This is a genomic window from Hymenobacter sp. YIM 151500-1 (genome assembly GCF_025979885.1).
Lineage (GTDB): Bacteria > Bacteroidota > Bacteroidia > Cytophagales > Hymenobacteraceae > Hymenobacter.
Genome location: NZ_CP110139.1, coordinates 762,258 through 778,393 on the forward strand (window position 1 = coordinate 762,258; position 16,136 = coordinate 778,393).

Here is a 16,136-nt window from a genome sequence, read left to right on the forward strand (position 1 = left end):
CCCATTCTACATGACTGCCACCACCCAGTTTGGGCTGGAAGAGGTGCTGGCCCAGGAGCTGCGCCAGCTGGGGGCGAAGATTGACCGGGTAGGCCAGCGGGCCGTGGAATTCACCGGCGACATGCAGCTGCTCTACGAAGCCTGCCTGTGGTGCCGCACGGCTATGCGCGTGCTGCGGCCCTTCGCCGGCTTCTACGCCCGCGACGAACGGGCCCTGTACCGCGAGGTAAGCCGCGTGGACTGGCAGCGGTTTATCCAGCCCGACCAAACCTTCGCCATTACGGCCGTCGTCAACAAGTCGTCGTTTGAGCACTCCTTATTCGTGGCCCAGCTCACCAAAGACGCCATCGTGGACCAGTTCCGCCAGCGCCTCGGCCGCCGCCCCAGCGTAGACGTGAAGAACCCCGACATCCGCCTGCACCTGCACATGCTCGAAAACGAGGTGACCCTGAGCCTCGACGCCTCGGGCGAGTCGCTACACAAGCGCGGCTACCGCCAGCAAACCAACGTGGCGCCCCTGAATGAGGCCCTGGCCGCCGGTATCCTGCTGCTTACCGGCTGGGACGGCCGCAAGACCCTCATCGACCCAATGTGCGGCTCGGGCACCTTCCTCACCGAAGCCGCCCTCATTGCCCAACGCATTGCGCCGGGCCTCTACCACCAGGGCAAGTTCGGCTTCGAGAACTGGCCCGACTTCGACGCGGCCCTCTGGGAATCGGTGCAGCTCGACGCCCGGCAGGCCCGCCTGGAGGAGCCCCAGGCCTACCTCGCCGGCTCCGACCTGTCCCGCGAATACATCGAGCTGGCCCGCCAAAACGTGGCCGCCGCCGACCTCGAAGACTTCATCCGCCTGGGTGTGCGCGACGTGCGCGAAGCCAAAGCCCCCGCTAAAGAAGCACCCGGCCTGGTCGTCATGAACCCGCCCTACGGCGAAAGAATCGGGGAGGAAGCCGAGATGGAAGCTCTCTACAAAACCATCGGCGACACGCTCAAAGCCGGCTTCCAGGGCTACGACGCCTACATCTTCACCGGCAACCTGGAAGCCGCCAAGCGCATCGGCCTGAAAGCCTCCCGCCGCATCCCCCTCTACAACGGCCCTATCGACTGCCGCCTGCTGAAGTTTGAGCTGTATCAGGGCACGCGGAAACCTCACCCCCTAGCCCCCTCTCCAAAAGAGAGGGGGGACTAGTTCTAGTTGTAGTTGCCTCACCCCAACCCCTCTCCGAAAAGGAGAGGGGCTCTAGTTGTAGTTTTTAGCTGACGTTCTTTCCACATTAATCATCCCCAACATCCTCAGCTGAGCAGGGGAGCTAGCCTCTAGTTCTAAAAGCTAGTTCCCCCTCTCTTTTGGAGAGGGGGCTAGGGGGTGAGGTCCCCGGCACGATTTTCCGTTCGCCGTGGTTATTTCACCCCGCCCCGATTCGCCCTATCTTTACCCCATGTTATTTGCCGCCGAACCCCTCGCGCCTACCCTCGATTCTGCCCGCCGCGTCCTGAAGCAGTACTACGGCTACGATACCTTCCGGCCCATGCAGGAAGACATCATCCAGAACATCCTCGGCGGCCAGGATACGGTGGTGCTCATGCCCACGGGCGGGGGCAAAAGCATCTGCTTCCAGGTGCCGGCCGTGGTGCGCGAGGGCGTGTGCGTGGTCGTCTCGCCGCTGATTGCCCTGATGAAAGATCAGGTGGAAGCCCTGAAAGCCAACGGCATCCAGGCCGCCTACATCAACAGTAGCATTGGGTCGAGTGAGCAAAACAACATCGCCGCCGATTGCCTCAATGGTTACCTCAAACTGCTCTACGTCTCGCCCGAAAAGCTCTTGTCGGAAGGGTTTATGACCTTTCTCAAGCGGGTCAAGCTGAGCATGTTCGCCATCGACGAGGCCCACTGCATCTCGTCGTGGGGCCACGATTTCCGGCCCGAGTACACCCAGCTGCGGGTGCTGCGGGAGCAGTTTCCGCAGGTGCCCATCATTGCCCTCACCGCCACCGCCGACCGCCTCACCCAGCGCGACATTCAGCAGCAGCTGCGCCTGCGCGAGCCGCGGGTGTTTCTATCGAGCTTCGACCGGCCTAACCTTAACCTCATCGTGCGGCCAGGGCAGGACCGCATCAACGGCATTCTGGAGTTTCTGGAGCGCCACCAGGGCGAGGCGGGCATCATTTACTGCCTCTCGCGCAAGCAGTGCGAAACGCTGACTCAGAAAATCCAAGCTAAGGGCATCAAGGCGGGCTACTACCACGCCGGCCTTACGCCTAACCAACGCGGGGCCGTGCAGGAGGCGTTTCTGAAGGATGACGTGCAGGTAATCGTGGCCACTATTGCCTTCGGCATGGGCATCGACAAGAGCAACGTGCGCTGGGTGATTCACTACAACCTGCCCAAGAACATCGAAGGCTACTACCAGGAAATCGGCCGCGCGGGCCGCGACGGCAGCCCGGCCACCGCGGTGCTGTTCTATTCCTTCGGGGATGTGATGAGCCTGCGCGACATGCTCACCAAGGAAAACCCCAGCCTCACCCAGCTCAACCTCACCAAGCTGGAGCGCATGCAGCAGTTTGCCGAGGCTGCCTCCTGCCGCCGCAAAATCCTGCTCAACTACTTCGGCGAAACCCTAACCCAGGACTGCGGCAACTGCGACATCTGCCGCAATCCGCCCACCACCTTCGACGGCACCGAGCTGGCCCAGAAAGCCCTGTCGGCCGTGGTGCGGGGCCGCGAGAAGCTCAGCATCAACCTGCTGATTGACGTGCTGCGCGGCATGCGCAACCAGGCCGTGCTCAGCGCTGGGCTAGACCAAATCAAAACCTACGGCGCCGGCCGCGACCTGCCCTACCTCGACTGGTACAGCTACATCCACCAGATGCTCAACGATGGCCTGCTGTACATTGCTTACGAGGAAGGCTACGCCCTAAAAATCACCGACCTCGGCCGCCAGGTGCTGCAAGGCCAGCGTCCCGTGTCCATGAAGAAGTTCCAGCCCGCCGAGAAGGCCGAAAAAGCCCCGCGCGGCCGCAAAGCGCAGTCGGCCCCGGCTGCGGCTCCCGCCACCCGCGAGGCCCAGCTGTTCGAGGCCCTGCGCACCCTGCGCAAGCGCATCGCCGACGAGCAAGGCGTGCCGCCCTACGTCATCTTCACCGACTCTACGCTCCAGGAAATGGCCGTGGAGCGGCCCGTCAACCGCACGGCCATGCTGGCCATTTCGGGCGTGGGCATGAAGAAATTTGAGACCTACGGCGAGGCCTTCATTCGCGAAGTGCTGGCCCACGGCGGCAACCCCGCCGCCCTGGACGAAGACGAGGATGCCGCCCCGCTGGCCGGTCTCGACCCCGATGACCCCGGCGCACCCCGCGCCCCGCGCAAACGGGAGGTGAACACCGAAGCCGGCGGCACCATCGACACCACCTACCAGCTGCACCGCCTGGGCCTGAGTGTGGAGGCCATTGCCGAACGCCGCGCCCTGGCCGTATCCACCGTGCAAACCCACCTGACCAACTGCTACGCCAAGGGCCTGGACCTGCGCATTGAGGAGTTTTTGAAGCCCGAGGAGCTGGCCGAAATCCAGACCGCCCAGGCCCAGCTCGGCGGCAGCCCCATGCTCCGCGACCTGTTCGACCACCTGCGCGAGAAATACGACTACTTCAAGCTCCGCCTGGCCCTGATGTACTTCAAGAAGCTGCGCGGGGAGTAAGATGGTGAGGTGGTGAGTTAGCTGGCGGCAGACTTCCCGCCAGAGGTGGGGCGTCTGCCCGCCGATGAATGGGGCAAGTCTCCCGACTTGCGGCCGCGCAGCAGCCAGGCGGCACCGCGCCGTATGAGCCGGTAGCGCGGCTAGAATGTGTAACGCGAAGTTTCACTTCGCGACACGGCAGCACAATGCTGGACTACCCCGCACGTCCCAGGGCTGAAGCCCTGGGTTACGTAGCGAGACACTTTTTCCGCTGATTAGCTCAGGGCTTCAACTCTGAGGACTAGAACGACACCTATGCAACAACGCTACATTCAGGCAGGCGGCTCTTACGCCCGATGGCCGCCTCTGGTGGCCGCAATTCGGGAGACTTGCCCCATTCACCGGCGGGCAGACGCCCCGCCTCTGGCGGGAAGTCTGCCGCCAGGGGTTAACTTTCGCCATGCCCACGTACCCACTCCTAACCCGCACCGCACAATTCCTGACGCTGCTGGCTGTGGCCGCCTTTAGCCTGCTCATGCTCACGAAGGTGCTGCCATATTTGAGGTTTGAGAAGGGTATTCTGTTTCTGACTACCAAATCGGCTGCTACTAACGATAACGGGCTGTTTCGGCTGGGATTTTACGTGCACATTACTAGCAGCTGGTGGGTGATGGTGGCCGGACTATTGCAGCTAGTGCCGGCCCTGTACCGCTGGCGGCCGGCGCTGCACCGGCTGCTGGGCAAGGTGTACGTGGCGTCAATTCTGGCCCTGGCTGCGCCGTCGGGGTTGGTGCTGGCCCTGTATGCCAACGGCGGGCTGCCAGTTAAAGTCGGTTTTTCGCTGCAATGCGTGGTGTGGTGGCTGCTCACCTGGCAGGCCTACCGCGCGGCCCGGCAGCGCCGCTGGCTACCCCACGCCGAGTGGATGCTGCGCGCCTACGCCGTGACCCTGGCCGCCATGAGCCTGCGCTTGGAAAGCTACGGGTTGTATTATTTCTTCCATACTAAACCCATCGAAACCTACCTCACCGTCACGTGGCTGTCGTGGACCGGCAACCTGCTGCTGGCCGAGGTGCTGGTGCAAATGGGGCTGGGTCGCTGGTACCTGCGGGCGTTTGGGCAGCAACGAGCTGGGACTCCCACGGCGAAGGCGGTAGCTGGCTAGCAGAGAAATTGCGGTAATTTTTAGCAACTTCCGGCGCTATATCTACTTTTTCATATGAAAAACCTGCTACTTTTAGCTCCCGCCGCCCTGCTCGGCCTCACTAGCTGCCAACAACAACCCGCCACGAAAACTGCTGTTGCGGCTCCTGTTCCAATAGCAGCAGCTACAGTGGCGCAAGCTGCCCCTGCTGCAAAGCCGGTAGAAGCGCCTAAGCCGCAGTTGACGCTAGAAATGCGGGCGTTTCTTAAAGCAAATGATTTATCGCCACTGTGGCGTACGGTGATTGAGGATGAAAATCCAGTACAAAATGGCTTTTTTGGCAAAGACAACTACCGAATCGAATTTGTATTTACTTCGGTAAAGCGCGATGAAAGTAATCCAGCATTATTCCATGTGGAAGGCAAGAATAGATTCAAGAAAATCATAACCCCGTTTTCGGGTACTATATATCTTACTCAATTGCTTGACCAGCAGCCAGAAGACGAGGCCAGTGGTTTATCAACAGTCTTAAATTCTTACGTTGTCTTAGGGGACTTCGCTTTTATAGAGCAAGCTGCTGCTGCTGCTGGCCGCTTTAGAGGCACTGTAATGCTGGATCTTCATATAGATGATAACGGATTGCCACAACGTGAGTATTCTTTGGGAGGAAAACACGGCGCACTGGGAGCCGGCTATATCTTTAAAGGAGAATGGGTGAGTGCATCTACCAAAAAAACAAAGTCTGTAGTATTTGCCGACGACTTTTTAAGAGTTGGTGATACAGTGCTGGAGGATTTTTCGATCGGAGAGCGTGGTGAAGGAGTTAACCCCAAATACGCCAAGCTCGGTTGGGACACCTATTGGGAGAACGAGGAGTGGTGGGCCGAGCCGGGCACCGTCACGGCGCAGGCGGCAGCAACCGACAGCCTGTAAGTCACCACAAAATTTTAGCAAAAATTTCAGCTAATTGAATTAGTATTCGCGTACTTGCGTTTGTACCTTCGCGAGCCGGTAATTCTTTGCCGTTGAAGCCATTTCCCCCGGCTCCCAGCAGTATGATCAACACGAACCTGAAATTCTGGCGGCGCGAACTAGGCCTGACCCAGGCCCAAATAGCCGAAAAACTAGGTATCAAGCGCTCTTTGGTAGGCGCCTACGAGGAAGGTCGCGCCGAGCCCAAGCTCGTTACTCTCGTCAACATGGCCCGCCTGTTTGGAATTTCCCTGGATGCGCTGGTGACGACGGATTTCAGCAAGAAGAAAAACGCCAAAGCCGCGCTGTTGCAGCTGCAAACGCAGAACACCCCGCCCACCGAGCCCACGCCCACCCGCCCCGGCGGCAATCTGCGCGTACTGGCCCTGACCGTGGACAAGGAGCAGAACGAGAACATCGAGTTGGTGCCGCAGAAAGCCGCGGCCGGCTACCTCAACGGCTACGCCGACCCCGAGTACCTCGAAGAGCTGCCCAAGTTCCGTCTGCCCATGCTGGGCAGCACCGGCACCTACCGCGCCTTCGAAATTGCTGGTGATTCTATGTTGCCCATTGCTTCGGGCACCGTCATCGTAGGCCGGTACGTCGACGACTGGATGAGCATTAAGGATGGCACGCCGTGCATCGTGGTCAGCAGCAAGGAGGGTATCGTGTTTAAACGCGTGTTCAACCGCCTCAAGGACGCCGCCATGCTGGCCTTGCATTCCGACAACCCCGTGTACTCGCCCTACGAGATTGACGTGGAGGACGTGGTGGAAATCTGGGAGGCCAAAGCCTACATCAGCAGCACCTTCCCCATTGCTGACCTCTCGCTTAACCGCCTGGCCAGCATCGTACTCGACTTGCAGCAGCAGGTCAGCACCATGAAGAAGGTGTAAACAAATACGTCATTGCGAGCAGAGCGAAGCAATCCGGTCTACTCAAAGTGCGAAGTGTCCGAAATCTGAAAGCCCCTGACGTCAGAGTAGATGTTAGGGGCTTTCAGATTTCGGACGCTTTACTTCTGCTTTTCGGCAGAGACAGTTAGGAAGAAGCTGAAGCTTGGGCCGCATTTCAACTTCTCGTTCCTGCTCTGCGTAAGCCCATCCATCAACCCAACTCCTGACCCCATGCTAAAAATCATTCCGGCCACCGACCGCCACCACGCCGCGCCTGTGCACTGGCTGAGCAGCTACTTCCTGTTTAGCTTCGCCGACTACTACGACCCGAAAAACGTGCAGTTTGGGCCGCTACGCGTCTTCAACGACGACACCATTCAGGGCAACTCGGGCTTTCCGCAGCACCCGCACTCCGAAATGGAAATCGTGACCCTGGTGCTCGACGGGGAACTCACCCACGAGGATACCGTGAGCAACCGGGCTACCATCAAGAAAGGCGAAGTGCAGCGCATGACGGCCGGTACAGGCCTGGCGCACAGCGAGCAAAACAACACCGACAAGCCAGCCCACATCTACCAGCTGTGGTTTGTGCCCAACCAGAAAGGCCTGGCCCCCAGCTACGAGCAGAAGGATTTGGATTTTCTGGATTCCAAGAACGAGCTGGTGCCGTTGGTATCGGGGCAGAAAGTGCTGGAAGATGTGGTGTACATGAACTCTAACAGCACGATTTACTGGTGCAACTTGGGGGAGAATAAGACCGTTGCGTTTAAAACCTTTCCTATTCGCAATACCTTTATCTACGTGAAGGAGGGCGCCCTTTACATTAATGGCGTTGATGTGGGCCCCAACGACCAAGTTCGCTCCACCGACGAGCACGTGCTGGAAATCCGAGCCTCCCGCGACGCGCAGTTCATCCTGATTGATCTGCCGGGCACGGAGGCTAACTTCTAGCGTGCTGTCTTTCTCTTCCCTGGCATGGCCACCGAGTTTCCGCAGAGCCTCATTCCCGAACACGATGCCGCGCGCCTGCGCACACTGCATCACTACCAGATTGTCAACACGACGGCCGAACCCATTTTCGACGACTACGTGGCGTGGGCGGCGCAGCTGTTCAACACGCCCATTGCGCTGATTTCGCTGGTTGACGAAAGCTACGTGCACTTCAAGGCGGTGGCCGGGGCCGAGGGCGTACCCGGCCTGAACCGTCCTGACAGCATGTGCTCGGCCGCCATTCTGCTGGATACGCCGGTGGTGACCGGGGACTACTCGGCGGAAAGCTGCCGCCTGATCAGCACCGATGTGGCTCAGGCTTTCGGCCTCAACTTCTACGCTGGCTCGGCCCTGCGCATGCCCGACGGGGCGCGCATTGGCATGCTGGCCGTCATCGGGCGCGAGGCCCGCAGTATCTCCTCCACCGAGGAAGTTACGCTCAGCCGCCTGGCCGCGCTGGTAAGCCGCACCATCGAGCTGCGCCTACACTACCTGCTGGCTCAGCGGCCCGATGGTTGGGAAGCAGCCCAGCGTGAGCTGGCCGAGAGCCTCGACGAAAATGCCGCCCTGGCCCGCTATATCAAGTCCCGCAACAGCCGCGTCGACTTAGATGACGATGATGTGCTGGCCTTAGTAAACCGGCGCCTGAAAAGCCTGGAGAACATCTTGGAGCGGCGGATGCAGGTAGTGCCACAAGCACAGTAGGCCGCTAGCGGCAAGCTGTTCCCGACTTCGGGTAGCAGTGCTGTTCTGGGGCAACGGGCCTCCAGATTTGTATTTGTCGGGAACTTAGGCCCCCTGAAAACAAATTGCTACCTGAAGCACACACGGCGTATCGTTGTGCTTAATTCACCCCTACTCTAAATAGCAACGCAGGCCTGTCAAGCCGGCGTTGCTATTTAGAGCAGGGGTTGGAAACCAAATTTTCTACGCTGTAAGTACTAACAATTTATGAATGCAAACTAGTAGACATAAGAAGATGATATAACCAAAAGTGGCGACTGTATAGCAAAACAACATTTGTGGAAATAGGTAAACCACACGCTTGAAATAATGCTTTGATGGATAAAAAAAGGCTCTTATCAAACTGTATAAACCGCTGATTGTTATTGCTGTTACACTGTAAGCCAGCAATGATTTAAGATCAGGCAACTCATTTCTGCTGTGGCCAGATAAAACTGTGGCAAAGCCAAAACAGCAAGAAAGAAGTATTAATACGGCCGGCTGCTTTATTAAGTAATTAGTGATACTAACTCTCATAAATGAAATTTACATCGTGTACTTGCGGCCTTTGTTCTGCTGCTTCAGGTAAGCCATCAGCGGCTCGAAGTACTCGACCATGGCGCGGGCGGAGAGGTCTTCGCCGGTTTTTTCCTTGAGCACGGTGCGCCAGTCTTTGCTGGAGCCGGGGCGCATGATGTCGGCCAGGAACTGGCCCACCTCCTTGCTGCCGTAGTAGTTGGTGGCGTGCGGGTCCTGCTTCAGAATCTTCTTGGCAATGTGGTCGTGCAGCTGGAACAGGATGACGTACGACAGGGCGTAGTCATAGTACTGGGCGGGGTCGTCGTTAATGTGGGTTTTGGTGGCCGGGTCGAGGTAGTTTTCGCCGCGCGCGGTGGGCGGCACAATGCCCTGGTATTGCTTGCAGAGCTGCCACCAGCGGGCGTTGAGCTGGTCGGCGGGCAGCTTGTCGGCGTAGAACGAGTTTTCCCACTCACTCATCACGCCCGAGGCAAACGGAATGAATACGGCGTAGTTCAGGGCCTCCTTGAGCAGGGTTTGGGTCTGGTCGGTTTTGGCATTGGCGTCCACCAGGCTCAGGCCGGCCAGGAAGGGTTTCTGGGTAGCGGCCAGGCCCATCAACGAGCCCATGGCTTCGTGGTAGGCGCGGTTGGCGCCCTGGCGTAGGAGCACCGGCACCTGGGGGTTGGTGTAGGTGAGGTAGTAGTAGATGTGACCCAGCTCGTGGTGGGTGGTTTCGTACCACTCGGTGTTGCCCTCCACGCTCATCAGGCTGCGCACGTCCTGGTTCAGGTCCAGGTGCCAGGCCGAGGCGTGGTTGTTTTTCTTGTAGGTGGCGTCTTTGGGCAAGGGGTAGAGGCTAGACTTCTCGTAAAAGGACTGCGGCAAAGCCGGAAAACCCAGGCTCTGGTAGAACCGCTCGGCTTGCTGCACCTGCCACTCGGCGCCCTTCTTAGCCAGTACGGGGTCGATGTTAAGGCCCTGCACGTCCACCATGGCACTCCAGTCCTGGCCCCAACGGTTGGGCAGCCAGGAGGCGGGCAGGTAGTCGGGCACCTGCTTCACCCCGTACTTCTTGGCCAGCTCGTAGCGGGCGTAGGTGTGCAGCTCCCGGTACAGGGGCCGCAGCTCCTCGTTGATTTTGCGCACCAGCTGCATCATTTCCTCCCGGCTCAGTCCGTAGTCGGAGGCCTGGTAGGTGAAGTAGTCGGGGTAGCCGAGGGCCTGCACGGTCTGGTTGCGCAGCTCGCGCAGGTTGAGCAGGCCGTCCTTGAGCGTGGGGCCGATGGCCTTGCTGGCCTCCCAGATTTGCTGGCGCTTCAGCGGGTTCCGCTCCTTACGCAGCAGCTCGTCGAGGTCGTTTGTCGTCACCGACTTGCCGGCGTACTTGTAGTCGAAACCGTAGAGCTTTTCGGTTTGGGCGGTTTCGGCCTTGATGCGGCGCTTCACCACGTCGGCAATGGTCTGGGGCGAGTTGGCGGCGTTGTAGAGGGCCGTTTGCAGCTGCTTGACTTGCAGCTCCGTGAGGTCCTGCTTGTGCTCCAGCAGCTCCCGCAGGCGCTGAATGTTCTGCGTGGAGCCCATGAAGGCCGCCAGCCGCTCATTGGCGCGAGCCGTGGCGCCGGCGTTGCTGGTGTCGCCAGCCACAATACGGGTGTTGGAGCGCCACTCCGCTTCAGCGGATTGCGTGTAGAGGCGCTGGTACTCGGCGGAGTATTGGGTGAGGAACTGCTCGGCCTGGTCGCGCCAGTTGGGCGCAGCCGCGGACTGCGGCGCGGCCGTTGCAGGGGTAGCGGGGACCGTGGCTGTTTGCGTGGCCGTGGGGGAGCAGGCAGCCAGGGTAGCGGCAGTGAGGAGTGGGAGGAAAGCGCGGGGCATTAGAGTTGGTTAGGAAAAGCGTTGTAAACCGACATACAAATCAAATTTGTCGCCGGCGGTCAGCACGGGAATATTCTCAGTCAACGCTTGGGCGATGATCAGTCGGTCAAATGGGTCGCGGTGATTTTCATCGGGATAAGCTAGAGAAGCTACTCGGAGAAAGTGCGCCGGTTGCAACGGAAGGGTGTCAATGCCGCGGCGGGTTGCGGCCGCCATACTTGTTGACAAATCAATAGCTAGCTTGTGAGAACTGATTTTAATAGCCATTTCCCACCACGTGGCCGCACTAACCAACAAGGTGTTGTTGGTATCGAGTAGTAACGCCGAAGCACTTGCGGAAAGTTGTGGATTATTGCTTTGATACCAAAGCAGCATGTGGGTATCGAGTAGTATCCGCATCAATCAATAGTCCTTGAAATCTTCTAAAGACTCATTGAAATCATCGGACATCCATATTTTACCTTGTAATTCGCCCACGCCCTGACGACGCTGCTCCGCCAGTTTGTCTTTTGACACGCCGCTACTGCTCAATGTGCCCGTAGCGCGGCGCTGGGCCAGAAAATCAGCGAAATCCACTACCTCCTGCTGTAGCTCAGCAGGCAAGGACTCCAGCGTTTGCAAAAGGTGTTGTACGTGTACCATACCACAAGGGAAAGCAAGCGAATAGTTTTCCGGTTCCGTTGGCGTTGCTGCTCTACGCCGCCTGCTGTTGCATCTTCAAATGGCAGTCCTTGTACTTCTTGCCGCTGCCGCAGGGGCAGGGCGAGTTGCGGCCGAACTTGCGGCGGGTGCGCAGCTGCTTAAGCCACTCGCGCGGGTCAGTGGCCCAGCGCAGGAAGCGTTTCTTAGGGTTCTGGCGGAAGGCCCGCAGCAGCAGCTCGTACAGCTCGGGGTGGTGCTCCTGGAGCTTCTCCGGCTTCTCGAAGAAGTACTCCGTCACGACGGCAAAAAACTCGGCTTCGTTGGTGCCGGCGTAGTCGTTGATTTCGGAGTGGCCGGCCCGGATGGCGGCTATTTCGCGCTGCATTACTGCTTCCCAGGCCGGACGCAGCTCCGGGGGCAGGGCCGCAGCCGGCACGCCGTCAATTACCCCATCGGCCTGGTCGAGCAGGTGGGCAAACTCGTGAATGCCCACGTTCTGCTTATCAAGAGCGTCGCGGAAGCCTTGCTCCAGCGAGGCCTTGGAGAGGTGCATGTAGTGGGAGTTGGCCGACTGGAAGTTGCGGACGCTGCCCAGCAGAGTGCCTTGCAAGGGCGTTACTTCCTGGCTGGGGTCTTTGGGTTCCTGCCAGGCATCGGGCACCACCAGCACTTCGCTCAGGCTGCTGTATTCCCAACCGGGCAGGTTGAATACAGGAATAATGGCCGAGGCCGCCACGAGCAGGCGCGTGGTATCTTCCACGTCGGTTTGCACGCCGGTGATGCGCGTGCCGGCCAGAAACACCTGCACTTTCTTTTCGAACCGCTGCTTGTCACCAGGGGTCAGCGACAAGTAAAAGGCCACGCGCTCGGAAAGAATCTGGCGCCACCCGGCCGGAAATTCCTCGGCCAAGGCGGCCTCACGGCGGCGCGTATCACGCGTGACGTAGCGGTAAAAGGCAAATCCAACCCCCACTACCAGCAAAGCAAACAGCAAGTAAGACATGGCGGCGTAAACGAGCCGCGGGCGTTGGCAGTTGCGTGCCGTAGGCAGTACCGCTGGCTCTGTAGCCGGCGCACGAGCCGCAGGCGAGTATTCGGAATTTCGCCGGGTGAATCTCGCGCGTGGAAACTCGCCTGCGGCTCGTGTGCCGAGTAAAACTCAGCGGTAGTTGCCGCACTATAGCTCCGGCAGGTGCTCGTGCAGCCGTTCGCGCAGCAGGTCTTGCAGCACGTGGTCGAGGAACTGGAATTTGTCGGGGATGCGCAGGGTGATGAGGGGCTTGCCGGCCAGGGCCTCGGCGAACTTATGGCGCAGCAAGTCGGCGTGCTTGCGCTCCATCACAAACACCACATCGGCCCAGCCTAGGTGGCCGGCCGTGACGCGCACCCGGGCGCCGGGCTCGGTGCCGGCCGAGCGGGCCACGTAGGTGGCGTGCCCATCGAAGAGGTGCTCGGCCGTGAGGCTGCGCCAGCGGTTTTGGCTGCAAATAAACAAGAGCTGGCGGGCGCCGGCAGGGACTACAGACACGGGAGAGAAGCTTCAGAATGGAGCCGCAGCCGGCGAGCTGCGGCTATCAGCGGGCAAACATACGCAGACGCAAGCCTTAACCGTGCCCGCCGCGGTGCATATAGCCAGCAGCGGCGTCCGCCCACGGCGGTTCGCTTTTCCACCCTTTGCATCCGCGACTTATCATGGCCGACAACCAACAACCCTCCACTCCGCAAGACGACCAGCAGGCCCTCAACACCCAGCGCGGCACCGGCCAAACCGGCCAGCAGCCCATCATCGACGCTGGCGAAGGCGTGCAAATGGGCGATGCCCGCTACCACCTGCACAGCGCCGCTAAAGGCGACGAAGACTATATCAACGGCGACACTGGCAAAGACGACAGCGTGCAGAAACCCGAACAGGACAAGCTGTAATTGCAGACCGACGCTTACACCAAAACGCCTGCTCCACTTAGTGGGGCAGGCGTTTTTGATTCCGTTATAGAGGACGGTTGTCATTCCGAGCACAGCGAGGAATCTGGGTTTCAGATAATGTGGATCTGAAAACTTCGTCTATACTGCGTTGGTCTTCTCAGTGGCTGTGTGTGGCGTCACCGAAATCCGCGCAATTCGAGCAGCCCGATTAATCCTTTCAGATTCCTCCCTACGGTCGGAATGACACGGTGGCCGACTAGGCTATTCTACCAGCGACACGCGGACTTTCTTGCCTTTGACCTTGGCGCCGAGCAAACGCTCCACCACTTCAGCGGCCTGCTGGCGGGGTACGGCCACGTAGCTATAATAGTCAAACACCTCGATGCGGCCCACCTGCTCCCGGTCCACGCCGCCCACGTTGACAAAGGCGCCCACCAGGTCGTGGGCGCTGACTTTATCCTTCTTGCCGGCCGATACATGCAGGGTCACGTTTTCGGGGCGGGGGGCTTTGGGGGCGGCGGGCGGCAGCTGAGGTGCGTGCAGGGGCTGCCACTGGATGCCTGCGGCCACGGGCCATTTCTTCACCTGGGCTTGTTCTTTCTCAGTTGCCAGAATATGGGCCGTGCCCGTGGCGCCGGCCCGGGCCGTGCGGCCGGCGCGGTGCTGAAAGGCCTCGGGCTTGTCGGGGGCGTCGTACTGCACCACCGTGTCGAGGGCCGTTACGTCGATGCCGCGGGCGGCTACGTCGGTGGCTACCAGCACCTGGCTGGAGCCGTTGCGAAGCTTGAGCAGGGCTTTGTCGCGCTCCGGCTGGGGCATTTTGCCGTGGAGCACTTCGGCCGCTACGCCGCGTCCCTGCAAGAAGCGCGTCAGCTCCACGCACCGCTCACGGGTGTTGCAGAAGATGAGGGCGCGGCCAGTTTCGGGCTGCTGGAGCAGGTGGTAGAGGGCGGCGGGCTTTTTCTCGACCGGTCCCACGTGCCCGCGCAGCAGCAGGTTTTCGGGCAGCTCGTCGGTGTCCTGGCCGGCGTTGACCACGCGAGGCCGGGTCAGGTTCTTGCGAATCAGCTCCACCACCTTGTCCGACATCGTAGCCGAAAACAGCAGGGTTTGGCGGCGGCGGGGCAGGCGCTTCACAATCTCCACCAGCTCATCCTGAAAGCCCAGCTCCAGCAGCTTGTCGGCCTCGTCCAGAATCAGGGTTTTGAGCTGGTTGGGCACGATGCTGCGCCGCTCCAGGTGGTCGAGCAGGCGGCCGGGCGTGGCTACTACCACGTGCGGGGCCTGGGTGAGCGAGGCAGTTTCTTCCCGAAAGGCGTGGCCACCGTAAAAGGCCGCTACGCGCAGATTTGGCAGGTATTTGCCCAGCTTTTTGAGGGCGTCGCGCACTTGCAGGGCCAGCTCCCGGGCCGGCACCAGCACCACTACCTGCACGGCATCGAGCTTCAGGTCCAGGTGTTGCAGCACCGAGAGGCCATAGGCGCCAGTTTTGCCCGAGCCCGTCGGGGCCTGCCCGGCTACGTCCTGTCCGGCCAGGGCCATGGGCACTACCTGCTCCTGCACGGGCGTGGGAGCGGTGAATTCCAGCTCTTCCAGCGCGCGTAAAAGTTCAGGGGCCAGGCCAAGGTCGGCAAATGATAAGGTTGGTGCAGTCATGCCGCAAAGGTAGGGACTTAGGGGCTTGGGGGCTTAGGGGCTTAGAGGAATAGCAGGCTGGCGGCCGACGCCTCGCCTCCGACAAGAAGTCGGCCGCCAAGGCCGCTAGTCACTCAATCACTCATCTACTCATCCACTCATCCACTCATTCCCCCACATCCACCAGCTTATACCGCACGGCGGAGGGCTTGGGGCGGATGTCGAGGCCGACGTGGTGGGCGTAGGCCTTGGTGAAGCAGGCGCCGAAGTAGAAAATCATCGACGAATAGAACACGAACAGCAGCACCAGCACCATGCTGGACGCGGGGCCGTAGATGGGGCCCAGGTTGCGGGGCACCAGCAGGTAGCCCAGGGCCGTTTCGCCCAGGTCGATGAGCACGGCCGTGAGCAGGGCGCCCCGCAGCACGGCCCGCCCCGGCACGTGGGCGCTGCTCAGGTTGCGGAACGTGACACCAAACCACGCCGCCAGAATCAGCAGCGACGCCAGCTGGTTGACCACCTGAAACAACACGTAGCCAAACGTAGCGTCGAAGCCCAGGGTGCGCAGGTAATCGGCCAGAAAGACCAGGGCCGCATCCGACAGAAACGCAACCAACGACAACAAGCCCGTGGCCAGCAGTACGCCCAGGGAGCGGGTCCGGGCTTTCAGCAGCTTGCCGAGGCGGCCGTGGGAGCTGCGCCGGGGCCGCACCTGCCAGAGCTGGTTCAGGGAGTTTTGAATGACGCCAAACAGGGTGGTGGCAACGAAGAGGAGAAACCCAAAGCCCAGCCACGTTACCAGGCGGTTGCGCTGCACGTCGGCCACGTTGCGCAGAATCTGCTCGACCAGCCCGGCGGCCGGAGCGCCCAGCAGGTGGGCCAGCTTGGTGAGCAGCAGCCCCTGCACCGCCGAAGCCGAATATAGGGAGCCCAGCAGCTGCACGAGAATAATAAGAATGGGCGGCAGGGCAAACGTGGTAAAGAAAGCCGTGGCCGCGCCCAGGCGCAGCGGGTCGTTGGCGGCCAGCTCCCGGCCCGCCCGGCGCAGCAGAATCAGAAAATCGGTCCAGAAGGTGCGCCGGAGGTGGCCGGGCTCACGTACTTTTGTCATCAGGCGTGCCGCTCGGCTATGGGCTGCCA

At 60.3% G+C, this 16,136-nt stretch carries 15 protein-coding genes; 8 read left to right on the forward strand and 7 right to left on the reverse strand.

The features are described from left to right. Positions 1-10: 10 nt before the first annotated feature. The 7 genes from OIS53_RS03040 to OIS53_RS03070 all read left to right on the forward strand — a co-directional run bounded on the left by OIS53_RS03040 (position 11) and on the right by OIS53_RS03070 (position 8,381). Positions 11-1,189, forward strand: a complete 1,179-nt coding sequence (locus OIS53_RS03040) for a THUMP domain-containing class I SAM-dependent RNA methyltransferase (protein ID WP_264680916.1) — start codon at positions 11-13, stop codon at positions 1,187-1,189. A gap of 250 nt (positions 1,190-1,439) precedes the next feature. Beyond that, complete coding sequence (gene recQ, locus OIS53_RS03045) at positions 1,440-3,695, forward strand: DNA helicase RecQ (protein WP_264680917.1); 2,256 nt, start codon at positions 1,440-1,442, stop codon at positions 3,693-3,695. A 439-nt stretch (positions 3,696-4,134) separates the two neighbouring features. After that, the gene (locus OIS53_RS03050; RefSeq protein WP_264680918.1) at positions 4,135-4,839 is read left to right on the forward strand and encodes a DUF2306 domain-containing protein; all 705 of its coding nucleotides are present in this window, start codon (positions 4,135-4,137) and stop codon (positions 4,837-4,839) included. Between the two features lie 54 nt (positions 4,840-4,893). Further along, on the forward strand, positions 4,894-5,751 hold the full coding sequence (locus OIS53_RS03055) for a hypothetical protein (RefSeq protein WP_264680919.1): 858 nt from the start codon (positions 4,894-4,896) through the stop codon (positions 5,749-5,751). Between the two features lie 122 nt (positions 5,752-5,873). Beyond that, positions 5,874-6,686, forward strand: coding sequence for an XRE family transcriptional regulator (locus tag OIS53_RS03060; RefSeq protein ID WP_264680920.1), 813 nt, complete (start codon positions 5,874-5,876; stop codon positions 6,684-6,686). A gap of 231 nt (positions 6,687-6,917) precedes the next feature. Continuing rightward, positions 6,918-7,637, forward strand: a complete 720-nt coding sequence (locus OIS53_RS03065) for a pirin family protein (protein WP_264680921.1) — start codon at positions 6,918-6,920, stop codon at positions 7,635-7,637. Between the two features lie 24 nt (positions 7,638-7,661). Continuing rightward, complete coding sequence (locus tag OIS53_RS03070) at positions 7,662-8,381, forward strand: GAF domain-containing protein (RefSeq protein WP_264680922.1); 720 nt, start codon at positions 7,662-7,664, stop codon at positions 8,379-8,381. A 564-nt stretch (positions 8,382-8,945) separates the two neighbouring features. Here the strand turns inward: OIS53_RS03070 and OIS53_RS03075 are convergent. The 5 genes from OIS53_RS03075 to OIS53_RS03095 all read right to left on the reverse strand — a co-directional run bounded on the left by OIS53_RS03075 (position 8,946) and on the right by OIS53_RS03095 (position 12,966). Beyond that, a complete protein-coding gene (locus tag OIS53_RS03075; RefSeq protein ID WP_264680923.1) occupies positions 8,946-10,796 on the reverse strand; it encodes a M2 family metallopeptidase in 1,851 nt (616 codons plus the stop codon). Positions 10,797-10,805: 9 nt separating this feature from the next. Further along, entirely contained in the window at positions 10,806-11,195 is a 390-nt protein-coding gene (locus OIS53_RS03080) for a type II toxin-antitoxin system VapC family toxin (protein ID WP_264680924.1), read from the reverse strand. A 3-nt stretch (positions 11,196-11,198) separates the two neighbouring features. Next, positions 11,199-11,438 (reverse strand): type II toxin-antitoxin system VapB family antitoxin, encoded by a 240-nt coding sequence (vapB, locus tag OIS53_RS03085; protein ID WP_264680925.1) that lies wholly within the window; start codon positions 11,436-11,438, stop codon positions 11,199-11,201. A 52-nt stretch (positions 11,439-11,490) separates the two neighbouring features. Next, entirely contained in the window at positions 11,491-12,441 is a 951-nt protein-coding gene (locus tag OIS53_RS03090; RefSeq protein ID WP_264680926.1) for a zinc-dependent peptidase, read from the reverse strand. Between the two features lie 174 nt (positions 12,442-12,615). Continuing rightward, positions 12,616-12,966, reverse strand: coding sequence for a low molecular weight protein tyrosine phosphatase family protein (locus tag OIS53_RS03095; protein WP_264680927.1), 351 nt, complete (start codon positions 12,964-12,966; stop codon positions 12,616-12,618). A gap of 164 nt (positions 12,967-13,130) precedes the next feature. Here OIS53_RS03095 and OIS53_RS03100 point away from each other — a divergent pair, with 164 nt between their 5' ends. Then, positions 13,131-13,361 (forward strand): hypothetical protein, encoded by a 231-nt coding sequence (locus OIS53_RS03100; protein ID WP_264680928.1) that lies wholly within the window; start codon positions 13,131-13,133, stop codon positions 13,359-13,361. A gap of 261 nt (positions 13,362-13,622) precedes the next feature. On the opposite strand, the gene OIS53_RS03105 is transcribed toward OIS53_RS03100, so the two are convergent. Continuing rightward, positions 13,623-15,017, reverse strand: coding sequence for a DEAD/DEAH box helicase (locus tag OIS53_RS03105; protein ID WP_264680929.1), 1,395 nt, complete (start codon positions 15,015-15,017; stop codon positions 13,623-13,625). Positions 15,018-15,162: 145 nt separating this feature from the next. Further along, positions 15,163-16,107 carry a YihY/virulence factor BrkB family protein gene (locus tag OIS53_RS03110; protein WP_264680930.1) on the reverse strand — a complete coding sequence of 315 codons (945 nt, stop codon included), beginning with the start codon at positions 16,105-16,107 and terminating at the stop codon, positions 15,163-15,165. Between the last annotated feature and the right edge of the window lie 29 nt (positions 16,108-16,136).